Annotated in this window: 15 protein-coding genes, 1 tRNA gene and 1 other RNA gene; 10 read left to right on the top strand and 7 right to left on the bottom strand. The window is 69.3% G+C overall.

Going from position 1 to position 16,344, the window contains the following annotated elements:
- Positions 1-31 precede the first annotated feature (31 nt).
- Positions 32-754, top strand: a complete 723-nt coding sequence (locus A5681_RS18765) for a class I SAM-dependent methyltransferase (RefSeq protein WP_067278326.1) — start codon at positions 32-34, stop codon at positions 752-754.
- Here A5681_RS18765 and A5681_RS18760 read toward each other — a convergent pair.
- Positions 751-1,188, bottom strand: a complete 438-nt coding sequence (locus tag A5681_RS18760; protein WP_067278306.1) for an SRPBCC family protein — start codon at positions 1,186-1,188, stop codon at positions 751-753. The genes A5681_RS18765 and A5681_RS18760 overlap by 4 nt on opposite strands.
- Positions 1,189-1,255: 67 nt before the next feature.
- Between A5681_RS18760 and A5681_RS18755 the strand changes: the two genes are divergently transcribed.
- Both A5681_RS18755 and A5681_RS18750 read left to right on the top strand, forming a co-directional pair.
- Positions 1,256-2,647, top strand: a complete 1,392-nt coding sequence (locus A5681_RS18755; RefSeq protein ID WP_197498648.1) for an FAD-binding oxidoreductase — start codon at positions 1,256-1,258, stop codon at positions 2,645-2,647.
- Positions 2,644-3,951: a class I SAM-dependent methyltransferase gene (locus A5681_RS18750; protein WP_197498647.1), complete on the top strand. Its 1,308-nt coding sequence runs from the start codon at positions 2,644-2,646 to the stop codon at positions 3,949-3,951. The genes A5681_RS18755 and A5681_RS18750 overlap by 4 nt, the downstream gene beginning before the upstream one ends.
- Positions 3,952-3,960: 9 nt before the next feature.
- On the opposite strand, the gene A5681_RS18745 is transcribed toward A5681_RS18750, so the two are convergent.
- From A5681_RS18745 to ffs, 3 genes are all read right to left on the bottom strand, one after another.
- Positions 3,961-5,856, bottom strand: a complete 1,896-nt coding sequence (locus A5681_RS18745) for a DNA polymerase III subunits gamma/tau (RefSeq protein WP_067278300.1) — start codon at positions 5,854-5,856, stop codon at positions 3,961-3,963.
- Between the two features lie 108 nt (positions 5,857-5,964).
- Positions 5,965-7,257, bottom strand: a complete 1,293-nt coding sequence (locus A5681_RS18740; RefSeq protein WP_067278296.1) for an aminotransferase class I/II-fold pyridoxal phosphate-dependent enzyme — start codon at positions 7,255-7,257, stop codon at positions 5,965-5,967.
- Between the two features lie 167 nt (positions 7,258-7,424).
- Positions 7,425-7,519: signal recognition particle sRNA small type (gene ffs / locus A5681_RS18735), an RNA gene on the bottom strand.
- Positions 7,520-7,584: 65 nt separating this feature from the next.
- Here ffs and A5681_RS18730 point away from each other — a divergent pair.
- Both A5681_RS18730 and A5681_RS18725 read left to right on the top strand, forming a co-directional pair.
- A tRNA-Ser gene (locus A5681_RS18730) sits at positions 7,585-7,670 on the top strand.
- Positions 7,671-7,760: 90 nt separating this feature from the next.
- On the top strand, positions 7,761-8,570 hold the full coding sequence (locus A5681_RS18725) for a hypothetical protein (protein WP_067278291.1): 810 nt from the start codon (positions 7,761-7,763) through the stop codon (positions 8,568-8,570).
- Between the two features lie 9 nt (positions 8,571-8,579).
- Here the strand turns inward: A5681_RS18725 and A5681_RS18720 are convergent, their stop codons facing one another.
- Positions 8,580-9,323, bottom strand: coding sequence for an enoyl-CoA hydratase/isomerase family protein (locus A5681_RS18720; RefSeq protein ID WP_156738052.1), 744 nt, complete (start codon positions 9,321-9,323; stop codon positions 8,580-8,582).
- A 14-nt stretch (positions 9,324-9,337) separates the two neighbouring features.
- The gene (locus A5681_RS18715) at positions 9,338-9,718 is read right to left on the bottom strand and encodes a hypothetical protein (protein ID WP_067278284.1); all 381 of its coding nucleotides are present in this window, start codon (positions 9,716-9,718) and stop codon (positions 9,338-9,340) included.
- 144 nt (positions 9,719-9,862) lie between these two features.
- Here A5681_RS18715 and A5681_RS18710 point away from each other — a divergent pair, with 144 nt between their 5' ends.
- The 3 genes from A5681_RS18710 (at position 9,863) to A5681_RS18700 (ending at position 13,480) form a co-directional block, all read left to right on the top strand.
- Positions 9,863-10,342 (top strand): lipoprotein LpqH, encoded by a 480-nt coding sequence (locus tag A5681_RS18710; RefSeq protein WP_067278323.1) that lies wholly within the window; start codon positions 9,863-9,865, stop codon positions 10,340-10,342.
- Between the two features lie 94 nt (positions 10,343-10,436).
- Positions 10,437-12,137: a hypothetical protein gene (locus tag A5681_RS18705; protein ID WP_067278281.1), complete on the top strand. Its 1,701-nt coding sequence runs from the start codon at positions 10,437-10,439 to the stop codon at positions 12,135-12,137.
- On the top strand, positions 12,134-13,480 hold the full coding sequence (locus A5681_RS18700; protein WP_067278321.1) for a CHAT domain-containing protein: 1,347 nt from the start codon (positions 12,134-12,136) through the stop codon (positions 13,478-13,480). Before A5681_RS18705 ends, A5681_RS18700 begins: the two co-directional genes overlap by 4 nt.
- Before the next feature lie 3 nt (positions 13,481-13,483).
- Here the strand turns inward: A5681_RS18700 and A5681_RS18695 are convergent, their stop codons facing one another.
- Complete coding sequence (locus A5681_RS18695) at positions 13,484-13,822, bottom strand: hypothetical protein (protein ID WP_067278278.1); 339 nt, start codon at positions 13,820-13,822, stop codon at positions 13,484-13,486.
- Positions 13,823-13,866: 44 nt separating this feature from the next.
- On the opposite strand from A5681_RS18695, the gene A5681_RS18690 reads away from it, so the two are divergent.
- Positions 13,867-15,192 (top strand): hypothetical protein, encoded by a 1,326-nt coding sequence (locus A5681_RS18690; protein ID WP_067278319.1) that lies wholly within the window; start codon positions 13,867-13,869, stop codon positions 15,190-15,192.
- Entirely contained in the window at positions 15,189-16,319 is a 1,131-nt protein-coding gene (locus A5681_RS18685) for a hypothetical protein (RefSeq protein ID WP_067278275.1), read from the top strand. Before A5681_RS18690 ends, A5681_RS18685 begins: the two co-directional genes overlap by 4 nt.
- Positions 16,320-16,344 lie beyond the last annotated feature (25 nt).

The raw sequence follows: 16,344 nt of genomic DNA, 5'->3' as shown, positions 1-16,344 counted from the left end.
GCAAGCGGTCGATTCGGTTGACATTGCGAGCATGCCCCGCGGCGGGCCGGAGGCTTCCTGGCTGGACCGGAGGTTGCAGACCGACCGGCTCGAATACCTCGACCGCGACGACGTCGACGATCTCAAGCGCAGGGTGATTTCCGCGCTCGACCGTGCCGAGCGGCGGCGGTCCCGCGCGCACGAGGGCTTAGCCCGGGTGGCGCTGGCGGAGGTGGCGGACGTGCCCGCCCCGACGATCCTCGAACTCGGGGCCGGGTTCGGCGGTCTGTCGCGCAGGCTGCTGGCCAATCACCCCACGACGCATGTCACGGTCACCGACGTCGATCCCGCATTCGTCGCCGAGATGGCCGCCAGTGACCTGGGGGACCAGCCGCGCGCCACGGTGCGGCAGATGGACGCCACCGCGATCGATGCCCCGGACGGCCATTACGACCTGGCGCTGTTCGCGTTGTCGCTGCACCACCTGCCCCCCGAGCAGGCCGCCCGGGTGTTCGCTGAGGGGACCCGCGCAGCGAAGAAGCTGGTGATCATCGACCTCCGCAGGCCCCCGGCGCCGCTTCACGTGGTGGTGTTGGCGGCGGTGCTCCCGTTCACCAAGCTGATCCCGTTGGCACACGACGGCGTCATCAGCTCGTTACGGGCCTATAGCCCGTCGGCCTTGACGGCGCTCGCCAAGCATGCGGATCCGGCGATCAACGTCGAGTTCCGCACCCGGGCGCTGGGCCCGACGGTGGTGGTCGCCAGTCGCGGCTAGCTCTCCAGTTCCCGCTTGAGGTTGGCCAGAACTTCGCCCTGAATTCTTTTCAATCCCAGTGGTGCAAAAGTCTTTTCGAAGAATCCCTTGACGCCGCCCGCGCCGGTCCAGGTGGTCTTCACGGTGACGCTCGAGCCGGGTCCCGCGGGGGCAACCGTCCAGTTGATGATCATCGACGAGTTCGCGTCCTTCTCGATGACCGAGTGGCCGGCGACGTCGACGTTGACCTGGACGTCGCGGACGCGTGACTTGGTGGCCTGCAACTTCCATTTGGCGACCGTGCCCGCCCCCTGACCGCCCTGCAACACCTGGTACTCGCTGTACTGCGGGGAAAGAATTTTCGGACGCACCGTCTCGTAATCCGCGACGGCCGCCAAGGTGGCGGCCGGCTCCACATTGACCAAAATCGTGCTGGCAGCACTCACCTGTCCCAAAACAACTCCTGAAGCTATGCCCGCCCGCGCTCGGGTGCACGGGCAGTGGTCGAAGACTAGGGTATATGTGGTGCCTGCCCCTGGATCTGCACTCTCGGCGCACAAGTCGGGCGTCGACCGGTTGATGGCGAGTTATCGATCCATCCCGGCGACGTCCGTCGTCCGGCTCGCCAAGCCAACGTCAAATCTGTTCCGCGCCCGGACTAAACGCGACGCCCCCGGCTTGGACACCTCGGGGCTGACCGGTGTGCTGAGTGTCGATCCCGAATCCCGCACCGCCGACGTCGCCGGCATGTGCACCTATGAGGATCTGGTCGCCGCGACTTTGCCTTTTGGTCTTTCGCCACTGGTCGTCCCGCAGCTGAAGACCATCACGCTGGGCGGGGCGGTCAGCGGCTTGGGCATCGAGTCCGCATCGTTTCGCAATGGCCTGCCGCACGAGTCGGTGCTCGAGATGGACATTCTCACCGGCGCCGGCGAATTGCTGACCGCATCTCGCAACCAGCACGCCGACCTGTTCCGCGCCTTCCCGAATTCCTATGGGACGCTTGGGTATTCGACCCGGTTACGGATCGAGCTGGAGCCGGTCGCACCGTTTGTGGCGTTGCGGCATATCCGCTTCCGCTCGTTGCCCGCGCTGGTCGCGGCCATGGAACGCATCATCGACACCGGCGGCCAGGGGGGAACACCCGTCGACTACCTCGACGGCGTGGTGTTCAGCGCGGACGAGAGCTACCTGTGTGTCGGACGGCGATCCACCACCCCCGGACCGGTCAGCGATTACACCGGGAAAAACATCTACTACCAGTCGATCCGGCACGAGTCCCCCGGGGTAGAGGCCACCAAGGACGACCGGCTGACGATGCACGATTATTTCTGGCGCTGGGACACCGACTGGTTCTGGTGTTCGCGGGCGTTCGGAGTGCAGAACCCCCGGTTGCGGCGCTGGTGGCCGCGCCGTTACCGGCGCAGCAGCGTCTACTCGAAACTGATCGCGATCGACCAGCGTTTCGGTATCGCCGACCGGATCGAGAAACGCAAGGGCCGCCCCCCGCGGGAGCGGGTGGTCCAAGACGTGGAGGTGCCGGTCGAGCGGACCTGCGAATTCTTGGAGTGGTTCCTGGGCAACGTGCCCATCACCCCGATCTGGCTGTGCCCGCTGCGGTTGCGGGACCACGAGGGCTGGCCGCTGTATCCGATGCGGCCCGACCACACATACGTCAATGTCGGCTTTTGGTCGTCGGTGCCGGCGGGCACCACGGAAGGTGGAACCAACCGGACGATCGAGGCGAAGGTGAGCGAACTCGACGGGCACAAGTCGCTATATTCCGATTCGTACTACGCCCGCGAGGAATTCGACGAGTTGTACGGCGGCGAGGCCTACAACACGGTGAAGAAAACCTACGATCCCGATTCCCGTCTCCTCGACCTCTACGCAAAGGCGGTACAACGGCGATGACGACGATCAAAGAACCCCACCGCACCACCGGAAAGCTCAGCATGGCGGAGATCCTGGAGATCTTCGCCGCCACCGGGCGCCATCCCCTGAAGTTCACCGCCTACGACGGCAGCACCGCTGGCAGCGCGGACGCCGAACTGGGCCTGGACCTGCGGACCCCGCGCGGCGCCACCTATCTGGCCACCGCTCCCGGCGAACTCGGCCTGGCCCGCGCCTATGTCGCGGGCGACCTGGACCTGTACGGCGTGCACGCCGGTGATCCCTATCAGCTGCTCAAGACGCTGACCGACCGCGTGCAATTCAAGCGGCCGCCGGCGCGCGTGCTCGCCAACGTGGTGCGCTCGATGGGGCTGGAGCGGCTGGTGCCGGTCGCCCCGCCGCCGCAGGAGACGCCACCCCGGTGGCGGCGGATCGCCGACGGGCTGATGCACACCAAGACCCGCGACGCCGAGGCCATCCACCACCACTACGACGTCTCCAACACCTTCTACGAGTGGGTGCTCGGCCCGTCGATGACGTACACGTGCGCGGTCTACCCCGACGCCGACGCGACGCTGGAAGAGGCCCAGGACAACAAATACCGGCTGGTCTTCGAGAAACTGCGGCTGCAGCCGGGCGACCGGCTGCTCGACGTCGGTTGCGGGTGGGGCGGCATGGTCCGCTTCGCCGCGCGTCGCGGCGTCCGGGTGATCGGCGCGACCCTGTCCGGTGAGCAGGCGAAATGGGCGCAGCGGGCGATCGAGGAGGAGGGACTCGCAGACCTCGCCGAAGTCCGCCATTCCGATTACCGCGACATCGCCGAGGGCGGATTCGACGCCGTGTCCTCGATCGGGCTGACCGAGCACATCGGCGTCAAGAACTACCCGGCCTACTTCGGGTTCCTGAAGTCGAAGCTGCGCACCGGCGGCCTGCTGCTCAACCACTGCATCACCCGCCACGACAACAAGTCGACGTCCTTCGCGGGCGGCTTCACCGACCGGTACGTCTTCCCGGACGGCGAGCTCACCGGGTCGGGCCGGATCATCACCGACGTCCAGGACGTCGGCTTCGAGGTGCTGCACGAGGAGAACTTCCGGCACCACTACGCGATGACCCTGCGGGACTGGTGCCGCAACCTGGTCGCGCACTGGGACGAGGCCGTCGACGAGGTCGGCATGGCCACCGCGAAGGTGTGGGGCCTGTACATGGCAGCCTCGCGGGTGGCCTTCGAACAGAACAATCTGCAGCTGCACCACGTGCTGGCGGCCAACGTCGACACGCGCGGAGACGACGACCTGCCGCTGCGGCCCTGGTGGACGCCCTAGGGCACACGCTCAGGCGTTATCGATCCGGCGGGCGCCGAGCTCGTTCTGCAGCAGCTCGAGCGCGACCTCCTCGGGGTCGCGGCGCGGCTCCGACGGCTCGGCGCGGCCGGCCTCGGCGAGCATGTGTTCCTCTTCGTCCCGCTCGGCCACGTCAGGAGCGGGCTCGGCGGCCCTCGGCGCCGCCGGGGCCGACTCGACCGGCGCCGCGGTGCCCACCTCGCAGCGCACCCGCCAGTTGACGCCGAGCGCGTCCTTAAGCGCTTCGGCGATGACGTCGGCGTTGCGCTGTTCGCACAGCCGTTTGGCCAGCGGGGCCGAGGAATGGGTCAGCACCAAGGTGTTTTCCTCGATTGCCCGGACGGTGGCGCCCGCCAGCATCACCTCGGTGGTGCGGCTGCGCTGGCGCACCTTGTCGCGCACCGTCGGCCACATGGTTCGCACCGCGGCGGCGTTGAGTTCACCGGGCGCGCCCACCGGTTCGGGTGCCGGCGCCGGGACCGGCTCGGGCTTGGCGACGGGTGGGGCTGCCTCGCTGGGCGGCGCGGCCTCCTCGGCGGGAGCGGCCTCCTTGACCGGAGCGGCCTCCCTGACGGAAGCGGACGGCCGGACGAAAGCAGACGGCCGGGCCGGGGTGGCCTCCGGTGGCGGGGTGGACTCCCGGGGCGGGGTGGCCTCCCTGCGGGGCCGCACGGGCGCGGCGACAACCGGCGGCGGCGGGTGCGCGGCCGCGGCCTCGGAGGCGGGAATGGACATGTCCAGCCGGGTCTCGATCCGCTCGACGCGCTGCAACAGCGCCGACTCGGTGTCGCTGGCCGAGGGCAGCAGCAGCCGCGCGCAGACGACCTCGAGCAGCAGCCGTGGGGCCGTCGCACCCCGCATCTCGCCCAACCCGGCCTGCACGACCTCGGCGTAGCGGGTCAGGGTGGCCGCCCCGAGGCGGGTCGCCTGGTCCCGCATCCGGTCGAGCACGTCCTCGGGGGCGTCCACCACCCCGCGGCTGACGGCGTCCGGAACGGCCTGCAGCACGAGGAGGTCGCGGAACCGCTCCAGCAGGTCGGTAGCGAAGCGCCGCGGGTCGTGGCCCGCATCGATCACCGATTCCACCGCACCGAACAGCGCCTCGGCGTCCGACGCGGCCAGGGCGTCCACCGCGTCGTCGATCAGCGCGACGTCGGTGGCCCCCAGCAACCCGAGCGCCCGTTGGTAGGTGACGTGGGCACCCTCGGCGCCCGCGACCAGCTGATCGAGCACCGAGAGCGTGTCGCGCGGCGAGCCACCCCCGGCGCGGATCACCAGCGGGTACACCGCGTCGTCGACGACGACGCCTTCCTGCTCGCAGATCCGCCCGATCAACGCCCGCATGGTCTTGGGCGGCAGCAGCCGGAACGGGTAGTGGTGGGTGCGCGACCGGATCGTCGGCAACACCTTCTCCGGCTCGGTGGTGGCGAAGATGAAGATCAGGTGTTCGGGCGGTTCCTCCACGATCTTGAGCAAGGCGTTGAAACCCGCGGTGGTCACCATGTGCGCCTCGTCGATGATGAACACCCGATAGCGCGACTGCGCCGGCGCGTAGAACGCCCGGTCCCGCAGCTCGCGGGTGTCGTCCACGCCGCCATGGCTGGCGGCGTCCAGCTCCACCACGTCGATGCTGCCGGGCGCGTTCGGGGCCAGCGCCGTGCAGGACTCGCAGACCCCGCACGGGTTGGCCGTCGGGCCCTGCGCGCAGTTCAGCGACCGGGCCAGGATGCGCGCTGACGACGTCTTCCCGCAGCCCCGGGGGCCGGAGAACAGGTAGGCGTGGTTGATCCGGCCGGCCTCCAGGGCGATCGACAGCGGCTCGGTGACATGCTCCTGCCCCACCACCTCGGCGAAGGTTGCCGGTCGGTACTTGCGGTAGAGGGCCACGGTCAGCAGGCTACCGGCGCAGGCTGACTGGAGCGCGGCGGGCTTTGGGTGTGCGGCAGTGGCTTCGAGCGTGAACCTACGGCGGACAAGCGCGGCGTGTCGTCGCCCTCAGCTCACACTCGATGCGGCGGAGACGAGCAACGACTCCGAGGCCGCCAGCAGCGCGCAGGTGGCCAGCCCGTCGACCGCGTTTCGTAGATCGGGCAGTGACGGGAAGGTGGGCGCGATCCGGATGTTCTTGTCCTCCGGATCTTTTCGGTACGGGAACGACGCCCCCGCCTCGGTCACCGCGATCCCCGCATCCTTCGCCAGGGCCACGGTCCGGCGCGCCGTCCCGGGCAAGACGTCGAGGCTGATGAAGTAGCCGCCCTGGGGTTCGGTCCATGTGGCGATCTTGGAGTCACCCAGCCGCTTGTCCAGGATGTCCAGCGCCAGCTCGAATTTCGGCGCCAATATCTGCTGGTGGCGCAGCATGTGCAGGCGCACGCCGTCGGCGTCGCGGAAGAAGCGCAGGTGCCGCAGCTGATTGACCTTGTCCGGGCCGATCGACTTCTTCCCCGCGTACTGCAGGTACCACGCGATGTTGCCCAGCGACCCGCCCAGGAAGCTCACGCCGGCGCCGGCGAAGGTGATCTTGGAGGTGGACGCGAACACGTAGGGGCGGTTGGGGTTGCCGGCCTTGGCCGCCAGCCCGAGCACGTCGACCTGCCGGATGAATTCGTGCGTCAGGGTGTGCACCGCGTAGGCGTTGTCCCAGAACAGCCGGAAGTCGGGGGCCGCCGTCCGCATCTGGACCAGCCGCCGCACCGTTTCCCATGAATAGGTGACCCCGGTGGGGTTGCCGAACACCGGCACCGTCCACATGCCCTTGATGGCGGGATCGGCGGCGACCAGCTCCTCGATCAGGTCGACGTCGGGACCGTCGGCCAGCATCGGGACGGGGATCATCTCGATGCCCATCGTCTCGGTGATGGCGAAGTGCCGGTCATAGCCCGGGACGGGGCACAGGAACTTGACGCTCGGTTCGTCCTTCCACGGCCGCTGCGAGTCGACTCCGCCGTACAGCATCGAGAAGGCGACCAGGTCGTGCATCAGCTCCAGGCTGGAGTTGTTGCCGGCGATCAGGTTTTGCACCGGAATGCCGAGCAGCTCGCCGAAGATGGCCCGCAGCTCCGGCAGCCCGTGGAGGCCACCATAGTTGCGCGTGTCGGTGCCCTCGCCGTCGCGGTAGTCGTCGCCGGGCAGGCTCAGCAGCTGGTTGGACAGGTCGAGTTGCTCCGGCGCCGGTTTGCCGCGAGTCAGGTCGAGGGCCAACTTCTTGGCTTGCAGATCCGCATAATCCTGCTGGTTGCGCGCGTGGGCGGCGGCAAGCTCTTCAGGGCTGAGGGAATCCAGCGACACGGTGGGACCCTTTCGCTGTCGACGGCGGTGGCTTCGGGGTGATGTGTTGCCCCTGTCCTAGGCGATCGCAAGCGCGGCGGAGCCGGGCGAAGCGGGTCGCCGTTTATCAACCTAGCGGCGATCGCAAGCGCGGCGGAGCCGGGCGAAGCGGGTCGCCACTCAGTGGATATAGGGGACCCCGCGCACCCGACAGAGCCCATTGACCCTTGCTGCCTTCCGGCCCTGGGGGAGTTCACAGGATAGACGCCGCGCGGGGTCCACCGCGAGTGTAATACCTGGCGCGGAGCGAGTGGTGGCCGCTATGGCGGCCTCGGTTACCATGGCCACGGAGGATTCGCCTAGTGGCCTATGGCGCTCGCCTGGAACGCGGGTTGGGTTAACAGCCCTCGCGGGTTCAAATCCCGCATCCTCCGCAATTGGTCCGCCATGCGGACGGGCACGATGGTTTGGAATCGGGTTGGTCGCCTTTAGGCTGGCTTGAGCCAACCAGCATGAGGAGGCTTATGGGGCGCAAGGTCGCCATCCCGTGGCACGCGTCTTTCTCGATCGCTGCCGGCGTCCTCTATTTCTTTTTCGTGTTGCCCCGTTGGCCGGAGCTGATGGGTGACACCACGCATTCGTTGGGGACGGCGCTGCGTATCACGACGGGTGCGCTGTTCGCCCTGGCTGCACTGCCGGTGGTGTTCAACCTGTTGCGCGTGCGCAAACCGGAGCTGGGGACGCCGCGGCTTGCCCTGACGCTGCGGGTCGCCTCGATCGTGTGCCATGTGCTGGCGGGCGTGTTGATCATCGGCGCGGCGATCAGCGAGATCTGGCTGAGCCTGGACACCGCCGGCCAGTACCTGTTCGCCATTTATGGGGCGGCCGCGGCGATCGCGCTGCTCGGGTTCTTCGCGTTCTACCTGTCGTTTGTCGCCGAGTTGCCGCCGCCACCGCCGAAGCCGATCAAGGCGAAGGAACCCAAGAAACGCCGGCTGCGCCGCAAGAAGGGCGACGAGGCCGAAACGGCCGAAACGGACGACGAGACCGAGGCCGCGGACGAAGAGACCGAGACAGCCGAGGACGAGGCCGAGCCTGAAGAGGCCGAAGAGACCGAGGCCGTCGAGCCGGAAGAGGCCGAGACGGTCACGGCCCAGACCTCCGAGGCCACCACGCCCGCAGCTGCCGCGGAGCCCGAAGCTGCAACGGAAGAACCCGCCGAGGAGGCCGGGGAAGGCGAGGCCAGGTTGCGCAACCGTCGTCCGACGGGGAAGGGGTCGCATCGCATGCGGCGCCGTCGTACCAGGGGCGGGGTCGCCCTCGACGAGGAGTAGCCGGCCCGATCAGTCGCGCCGCCGCAGGCGCTCGACGTAGGCCGCGATGCGTTGTTGGGTTTCGTCCGCGCCCCACATCTGCCGGACCTCGTCGTCGATGGAGGCCCCCTCGCGAATCCGCGCCATCGTCGGGGCCCGCAGCTGGGTCTTGGTCTGGCGATAGGCAGTGGCGGGGATGCCGCCCAAATCCGAGGCCTCCGCCACGGCCTCCTCGAGGAGATTTTCGGCAACCACGCGATGGGCGAGTCCGCGAGCGACGGCCTCGGGCCCCCGATAATTTCGGCCAACCAGCAGCACTTCCTCGGCGTGGTCCCCGCACGCGTAGCGCATCACCTCCAGCGCCGCGACCGGAAACGGCACCCCGACGCGCACCTCGGCCGCCCCGATTGGTGCCTCAGGCGCGATGAGGCGGCGGTCGCAGGCGCACGCGAGCACGCACCCGCCCGCGATGGCGGCGCCGTTGATCGCCGCGACGGTCGGTCCCGGATAGGAGAACATCGCCTCGAACGCCGCCGACAGCGCCGGCACCAGCCGATCGGTGTAGGCGGCACCCCCGTCCACCACGCGGTTGAGGTCGACCCCGGCGCTGAACGCCCGGCCGGCGCCCGTGACGACCAGCGCGCCGGCGCCCGAACGCCCCAGGTCGACAACCGCCGAGGCCAGCCCCTCGAGCAGCTCGACGTCCTGGGCGTTGACCGGACCCGACGAAAGCGTCAGCACCTGCACGTCTTCCACCGTCTTGATGTCGATCATGGTCACCTCCTCGGTCAGCGGCTCACGGCCGCGATGACGACCGGAATGTCGGTGTTCTCGTCGGTGTGGTAGCTCGCGCACACGCGGTGATAGCCGTCGGCGATCTGCAACGGGGCTCCGGTCGGGAAGTCGCCGCGCACCAACAGGATGGGCGACAGCGGTTGCCCCTTCTCGATTTTGGTCAGGTCCGCCGCGACATGCGGATTGTCGACGGGCAGTAGACCCAGCCGCGCCGCACGCAGGATGTCCTTGGCCTTCCGGTGCGTAACGGTGCCGGCCTTCAACTTCTTGATCACCTTTTTCACCGTCGCCGGGTCCGCGAGCATGGTGAGGTAGTCCGCCGCCGCTGGAAAGTCATGGGCCTCAGGCTTTTCCAGCCACTTCACGCTCAGCATCGCGTGCCTCCCTTCGTCAGCGCCGACCTCGACGCAGCCTACCGGCTCGTCGCGGCGAAATTTGGGATCGGTAGCGAAACCAGGGAGCTGTACTTGCGCCATGACGACGCCATCGGGGCGGCGCATGGAGGAAGGAATCACAAAGTGAAGCGACTTCTCGCGGCTGCGATCGGGACGCTGGGCGCCGCATCGGTGCTCGTGGGGTGTTCCAGTGGCGGCCACACGGCCAGCCCGGCATCGAGCACGGCGCCCAGCGTCGCCCACGGCGGCGGGGCGCAGGTCAAGGTGGGCGGCGCCGACCTGGCGGGCCTGGACCCCGCGTCGGTGACCTGCGTCAAGACCGGCGGCAAAATCAACATCGGCAGTGGCTCCAGCGGCGGACGGCAGGCGCTCGCCGTCGTGATGAGCGACGAGGCCACCCCGAAGGTCGAGTCGCTGGCAATGGTTGTCGACGGCAACGCGCTGTCGGTCAGCAACAACATGGGTGCGAAGGTCGGGTCGGCCGACGTGGCGGTGGACGGCAAGACCTACACCATCACGGGCCAGGCGCAGGGCGCCGACCTGAAGAATCCGATGGCCGGAATGATCACCAAGGACTTCAACATCAAGGTGACCTGCGGCTGATCGGTCGCGACCGGGCGGCGGACGTGCTCACTCACACGTCCGCCGCTCGCCGCTTTCCCCGCCCCGACCACACCCGCGGACTTATGATGCAGCCGTGTCGATCCCCGATGACTTGGACAGCGCGCGCCGCCTGGCGTTCGCGGCCGACGAAGCCGGGGCTCGTGATCTGTTGCTGTCCTTGATACCGCGCATCGAGCGGGAAGACCGGGACGATCTGATGCTGGAAGTCCTCGCCCAGCTCGGCGAGATCTACCTCGACCGAGGCGCGAATGACGGCGTGCGCGAATCCATCCGGCGCATTGAAGACTGCGTATCGATTTACGCGAGCATGCCCGCCGATGCCGACACAACGCGCATGATCCGTCGGTACTCACGGCGGGCTCACTTTTTGCGGGCCGGCTTGGCCGCGGCGATCGGCGATCACGAGGGGGCGGCCGCGGCGCTGGCCATGCTGGACGACGACGGCTCGGATGCGGATCTTCCCAGCCTGGCCGACGAACACGCGCGCCTGCGACTCCAAGCACGGGTCCTGTGCGCGACCGCGTTGTGCGACGACGACCTGCACGTCCGGTCGGTTCCGTTGTGGGAGAACGTCGTTGGCGCTATGGAAGACTACGCCGAAAGGGGCGCGGCCGCGGACCACGTCCGGGTCGTCGCCGGCACCGGTTACGGCAGGTTCTGCGTTGAAACCGGCCGGCTGTCGGAGGCCGATCCCTGGCTGCGCCGGGCGGAAGCCCGGGCCCGGGCCAACGGCTGGGAACTCGCCACGGCGCAAGCGCAATTGGAGCGGGCGGCGGCGTGCTGGGCGGCCAACAACCACGCCGGCACCGAACAACTGGTTTCCGAGGCCTACCCCGTCATCGCCCGCCACGACAGGGCGCACGACGTCGCCCGCTGCTGGCTGTACATGGGACTCACTCGGTTGGGGTCCGGCGCGCTGGAAGCCGCCGACGAATGCTGGGGACACGCCGAGCGGCACTGGCGGGAGTTGGGAAAGCCGCTGTATCTGCACCGTATCCTGTTGCAGCGCAGCTGGATAGCGATCTTCTGGAGCCGCTTCGCCGAAGCTGTCGAGCTGATCGCCCAAGCCCGCGAACTGCTCGACTCGTCGCCGCGCAGCAGCTGGCTGCAGTACGCGCTGCTCGACAATCATCTCGGCACGGTGTGGCGTGCGGACGCGTTGGCGGACCTCGGCTTCGACAGCTCGGGCGATCCCGACGAGACACTGCAGGAGACCGAGGCGCGGCAGGCCGAAGGGCTCGGCATCCTGCACGGGGAGGTCGGCACCGAAAAATACCGACGCGGCATGACCAAGCTTCAACAAGCCGCCGAGCTCAAGGTGCCGGCGGCGCTGGCCGTCGACTCGGTGCGGTATTCGATCGCCGACGCCGACGCGAGGTCCCGCTGGGCCACCAGCGTTTCTGGCCCTGTCCTGGCCGGCGCCTTCGCTGTCGCCTGGGAGTGGGAGAACACCCAGCTGATCAGTGAACTGGTCGAATATCACAGCGCGCGAGGGACTTTCGACGCAGGTGACCAACGGCCCCGCACCGGCGAATGGGCTTCGACGGCCACCCCCGCGGTCCCCGTCGACCCCGAGCTGGAGCCGGCGCCCGCCCTGGCAGCGGCCGGCTCGCCCGCTCGCGGTGGGGCATCGCTGACCCGGCTCGGGCCGTTGCCGCCGCTGCGGATGCAGCCGGACGCGGAGCCGATCCTGAGCCACTATCGCGAGTTGGCTCTCCAGCGCTACGGCCGTGCCGTCACCGCGGCCGAGGCCGCCTGGTCCACGTGGCCATGACCGAAACCGACCGAACCACCCTGATCCTGAGGTACGCCGACGTCGGGATCGCCACCTACGCCAGCTTGCGGGTCGTCGGCGAGCCGTCGCGAACCGTCAACTGGGTCATCGAAGAGCCGCTGCTGCTGGCCGCGTTGGAAGAGCTGGTGGGCGCCCTGCCGGAGCCGCACGGCTCCGAGGGCCGGCGCGACGCTATCGAGCGGGCGCTGACCACCGGGCCCTTCGCGACGCCGGACAGCGAGCTGACGCTCGCCTACATTCTCGGGGTGTTGCTGATCGGCTCCCCCGGCTGGCAGCTGTTGACCGAGTGCGTCGCCCAGCCGCGGGCGGTGTTGTTCGTCTCCCCCAGCGCGCGGCTGGCACGGGTCCCCTGGGGACTGCTGGCGCTGCCGAAATCGGGGCCCAGCAAGGAAGAACTGGTGCGTGCGCGTCAGGAGGCCATCACCGCCAGCGGCCGGGCCGCGGCCCGAATCCCCTGGCAGCATGCCGACATCGGAAAACACACCGACGGTCACCGGCTGATGGAACTGGTCGACGTGTTGCTGGCGGTTCCGCCGAACATCGTGCACTCATCGCGACTGATGACCGGGTGGGCCGCCAGGAAGGACGGTCCGCCGCTGCTGGTTCTCGACCCCAGGGTCCCGGGTCAGCGCCCGGACTCGGCGCTGGGCTCGGTGCTCGGCAGGCCTTCGCCCGCAACGCCGTTGGCACGGTACTTCACCGACGTGCTGGAACGTCGGCCGGTGTTGCCGTCCGTCGACGCCGCGGTCGAATTGTTCCGCCGCCAAGACGCCGACCGCACCTGGCTGGCCAAGCTGCTGACCCTTGCCCCGAGCAGGCTGCTGTATGTGGGGCACGCCAGTTCGGCCGACGGCCGAGCCGATCGCGCCGCGCTGCACCTGGCCGACACCGCCGAGATTCCCGGCGACGCCGAGGCGATCGGTGATCACCGCCCGCTGACCGCCTCGGACCTGATGGCCCTGCAACTGCCGATGCCGCCGCGGGTGGCCCTGCTCGCCTGCGGCTCGGGTGGGGACTACCAGTTCGACGAGGCGACCGGGCTGGTGGCGGCGACGATCCTGGGCGGCGCGCAGTTGGTGACGGCCACCCTGTGGTCGCTGCCCACCACCGCGGCGTATCGCCAGTTCACCTCGGCCACCGCCGATCCGATGGCCGAGGTCGTGGTCGCCGTGGATCGCGCCCACGGCGCTGACGGTGACGCGGGGTGCGCGGTGAACCGGTGGCAGCGAGAACAGATGCGGCGCTGGCGCGACGGTGATACCACGGCCAGCCCGCTGTATTGGGGCGCCGTCGTCAGCTTCGCGGTCGACGGCGCCCGGTAACGCTCACAGCGAAGCCACCCACGCCGCGTGCACGGCGAGCACGTCGTCGGGCAGCGAAAGGCTCTCCCGCGCAGCGGGATCGAACGCCACCAGAACCACCAGGCCGGGCCGCAGCATCGAGATGTCGAGATCGTCGCCGCACCGGGCCAACTTGCCGATGAACGTCTCCCCGGAGACGGCGACCACCTCGATGAAAACCTGGCGCTCGACCGCGCGCACGGTGCCGACCCCGACGGCGCGGTCCCCTCCGCCGCGGCGCCGGGCGGACCGGACCCGGTCAATCAGCACTGACAGCTTGTTCATGCCACCAGCGTGCGGTCGTAGGCCGGCTACCGAACCCAAGTTTTCGGCTGCCGCGTTTGGCGCGATGCCCCTATTCTGTGCAGATGAGCGCGGATTCACAGCTGGCCGTCGCGGTCGGCCACCCCCGCCGGTCGGTGATCGACGCGGCGTGGCGGGCGATCGGCCCCGGTGTGGAGGTGCTCAGCAGCGACGACGGCGGCCCGCTGAGCCGCACCGTCAAACGCATCATCGACCCGTTGGTGCTCCGGTTGCGGTCCAACCCGCAGTATTCGGCACCCGTGGTCACCCCGGAGACGGCCGCCGTGATGCGTGAGCTGATCGTCGGGAGCGCGCCCGAATTGCGTGCGGCCGCAGCGTGGTTCGAGGTGCTCAAGATGGAGCGGCGCCGGCAGCGCATCCGCACTGGAAACGCGCAGGAACTGTACTTCCCGGTCTGCTTCGAGCTCGCGGTCACGAAAGGCCAACCGTCAGCGGAGGATCAACAGACGGCGGCCGCGGTGCTGGAAGACGTCCACCAGGGCCGGGACCGCACCGCGATCGAGGTGCTGCATCAGTACGTGGCCGATCCCGACGCGCTGGCCAAGCTGGCCGATCAACTCGACCGCAGCTGGCGCGACGTGCGCGCGCCGCAAACAGGGCCGGCGACCGGAACCGGCCCGTTCATGGCCGAACTCGCCACCGTCCTGGGCCCGGCCAACAGCCACCGCACCGCGACGGCCCGGCAGCGCGTCTGGTCGGCGATGATCGCCGACGCCACGCCGTACAACCTGGGCGCCCTGGCCCGCGTCGAGGCGGCACAACTGCCGTGGTCGATCGTCGAGTTGGGGCTGAGTTCGGTTGCGCCGCAACGACCCCCGCGCGTGGCCGGCGATGCCGATAGCGACCGGCCGCTGGACCGCAGCGTGGTGGACCGGGTGCGCGCCACCCTGCGCCGCGCCCTGGACCGCGACGCGCTGCCCGACATCCCCCTGCTGTGCGAGGAGGAAGTGGACCGGGCCTGCGCGCCCTGGGGACTGCTCTCAGAGGACAAACAGGCCACGATCGTCGCGGGCATCGAGATCGCGGTGGAGTTGGCCCCGCTGGACCCGTCGGTCGCCAGCCGTTACGCCCTGGCGGCGCAGATCCAGGCGCGGCTGCGCAAGGAAGCCTATGTGCTGCACGCCCGCCGCTATCTCGCCGAGGGCGGACCCATCCATCCGCGCCAGCAGCAGGTGGTCGACGACCTCGCCGCCTACGCGCAGCCCTACCTGAGCCGGCTGTGGGCGCGGTTGCATGGTCGCGACGTGTGGCAGGAGCCGTGCGACGACGTCGATGACGTGCGGTCATTGCTCGAAGGGGTCGCGCGGTCGGTGAGCCTGGATCACCGGCAGCGGATCAAGGCGATGCTGGAATTGCAGGTGGCCGGATGAGATTGATCGCCGACTCCGGGCTGTGGAGCACCGGTCCCACCAGCGAGGCGACTCCGCTGGCCGCGGTGCTCGAGGTCAGCGGCGCGGTGCTGTCGTGGACCCTGGACGACCCGAACGAAGCCGCGGCCCACATCACCTTCACCGATTTGGGCCGCGCCGATTGGCTTTGGCGGGTCCTCGGTGAATCCGGGCATGTCGCACTGGCTTCCGCGGTGGGTTCGGCGGACGAGCCACGCAGCATCGACCTTGCCGGCGTGGACATCCTGCCCGGGTCGGTCGGGCCGCTGCGCCGGTTGGCCGTGGGCCACTGGCTGCGGCGCTGGTGGCCCGCGAGCCGACAGGACGGCATCGCCGGCCTCGATCGCGCGCTGCTGGACCTCGAGGTCGCGGTGTTGACCGCCGGCGCGCAGGGCTTCTTCGCCGACGACACCCTGGATTCCGACGTCGCCGGCTTGCTGGCGCCGCACGCCGCCGCCCTGGCCGCGCACGTCGCCGACGGTGACCCGCGCGCCCTGGATCTGGTGCGAACGGGCGCCGAACTGGCGGACGAATTGGGTGTGGATGGCCAAGGTTGGCCCGAACTGTTTGCCGCCGTTGAGGATTCGGCTGCGGTTTTGGCCTTCCCGAGTGGTCGCCGCGACGACTACGCGCTGGCGGCCGGCGCGGACGCGGGCCCGCGCTCAGCTACGCCGATCGCCCGCGGTGTCGCGTCCGTCCACTGGGGTGCGGTGCCGCCCGGGATCTTCGATGCGGGCGAGAACACCGTCGACTGGACGATCGAAGCGACCGGGACCGCGGTTGTTGCGCTCGTCCGGGTGGCCGTCATCGGGCCCGAGGCGCCCACCGGGATCGGGGTGCGACTGCGCTCCGGAACCATTTCCGGCACCGGCGCCCTGGACGCCGACGGCCGCGCGACCCTCGCCCTGACCGACGCCGGGCAACGGCCACTTTCGGAATCTGCGGCCTGGGATCACGATTGGTTGGCGGCGTCAGTCGTCATCGGCGTCGAGACCACGGAGTCGGCCGACACCCGCGAGCGGGTGCGCCGGTGGGCGCGGGCGCGGCTGGACCGCCCGGCGGACGACGCCTTTCTCGCCGAGATATTGGCGGCCGAATCCGCCTACTAAGGCGGCCCGCGATTCCCTATGCTGA

Origin of the sequence: Mycobacterium scrofulaceum (assembly GCF_001667885.1) — a bacterium.
Classification (GTDB): domain Bacteria; phylum Actinomycetota; class Actinomycetes; order Mycobacteriales; family Mycobacteriaceae; genus Mycobacterium; species Mycobacterium scrofulaceum_C.
This window is presented reverse-complemented; position numbering and strand designations above follow the sequence as displayed.

Bases quoted from the DNA above. Each gene is read 5' to 3' on its own strand.
- A5681_RS18715 (WP_067278284.1), bottom strand. From the start codon at position 9,718: ATGCTGAGCGTGAAGTGGCTGGAAAAGCCTGAGGCCCATGACTTTCCA.
- A5681_RS18725 (WP_067278291.1), top strand. From the start codon at position 7,761: ATGGGGCGCAAGGTCGCCATCCCGTGGCACGCGTCTTTCTCGATCGCT.
- A5681_RS18720 (WP_156738052.1), bottom strand. From the start codon at position 9,323: ATGATCGACATCAAGACGGTGGAAGACGTGCAGGTGCTGACGCTTTCG.
- A5681_RS18765 (WP_067278326.1), top strand. From the start codon at position 32: ATGCCCCGCGGCGGGCCGGAGGCTTCCTGGCTGGACCGGAGGTTGCAG.
- A5681_RS18750 (WP_197498647.1), top strand. From the start codon at position 2,644: ATGACGACGATCAAAGAACCCCACCGCACCACCGGAAAGCTCAGCATG.
- A5681_RS18685 (WP_067278275.1), top strand. From the start codon at position 15,189: ATGAGATTGATCGCCGACTCCGGGCTGTGGAGCACCGGTCCCACCAGC.
- A5681_RS18700 (WP_067278321.1), top strand. From the start codon at position 12,134: ATGACCGAAACCGACCGAACCACCCTGATCCTGAGGTACGCCGACGTC.
- A5681_RS18690 (WP_067278319.1), top strand. From the start codon at position 13,867: ATGAGCGCGGATTCACAGCTGGCCGTCGCGGTCGGCCACCCCCGCCGG.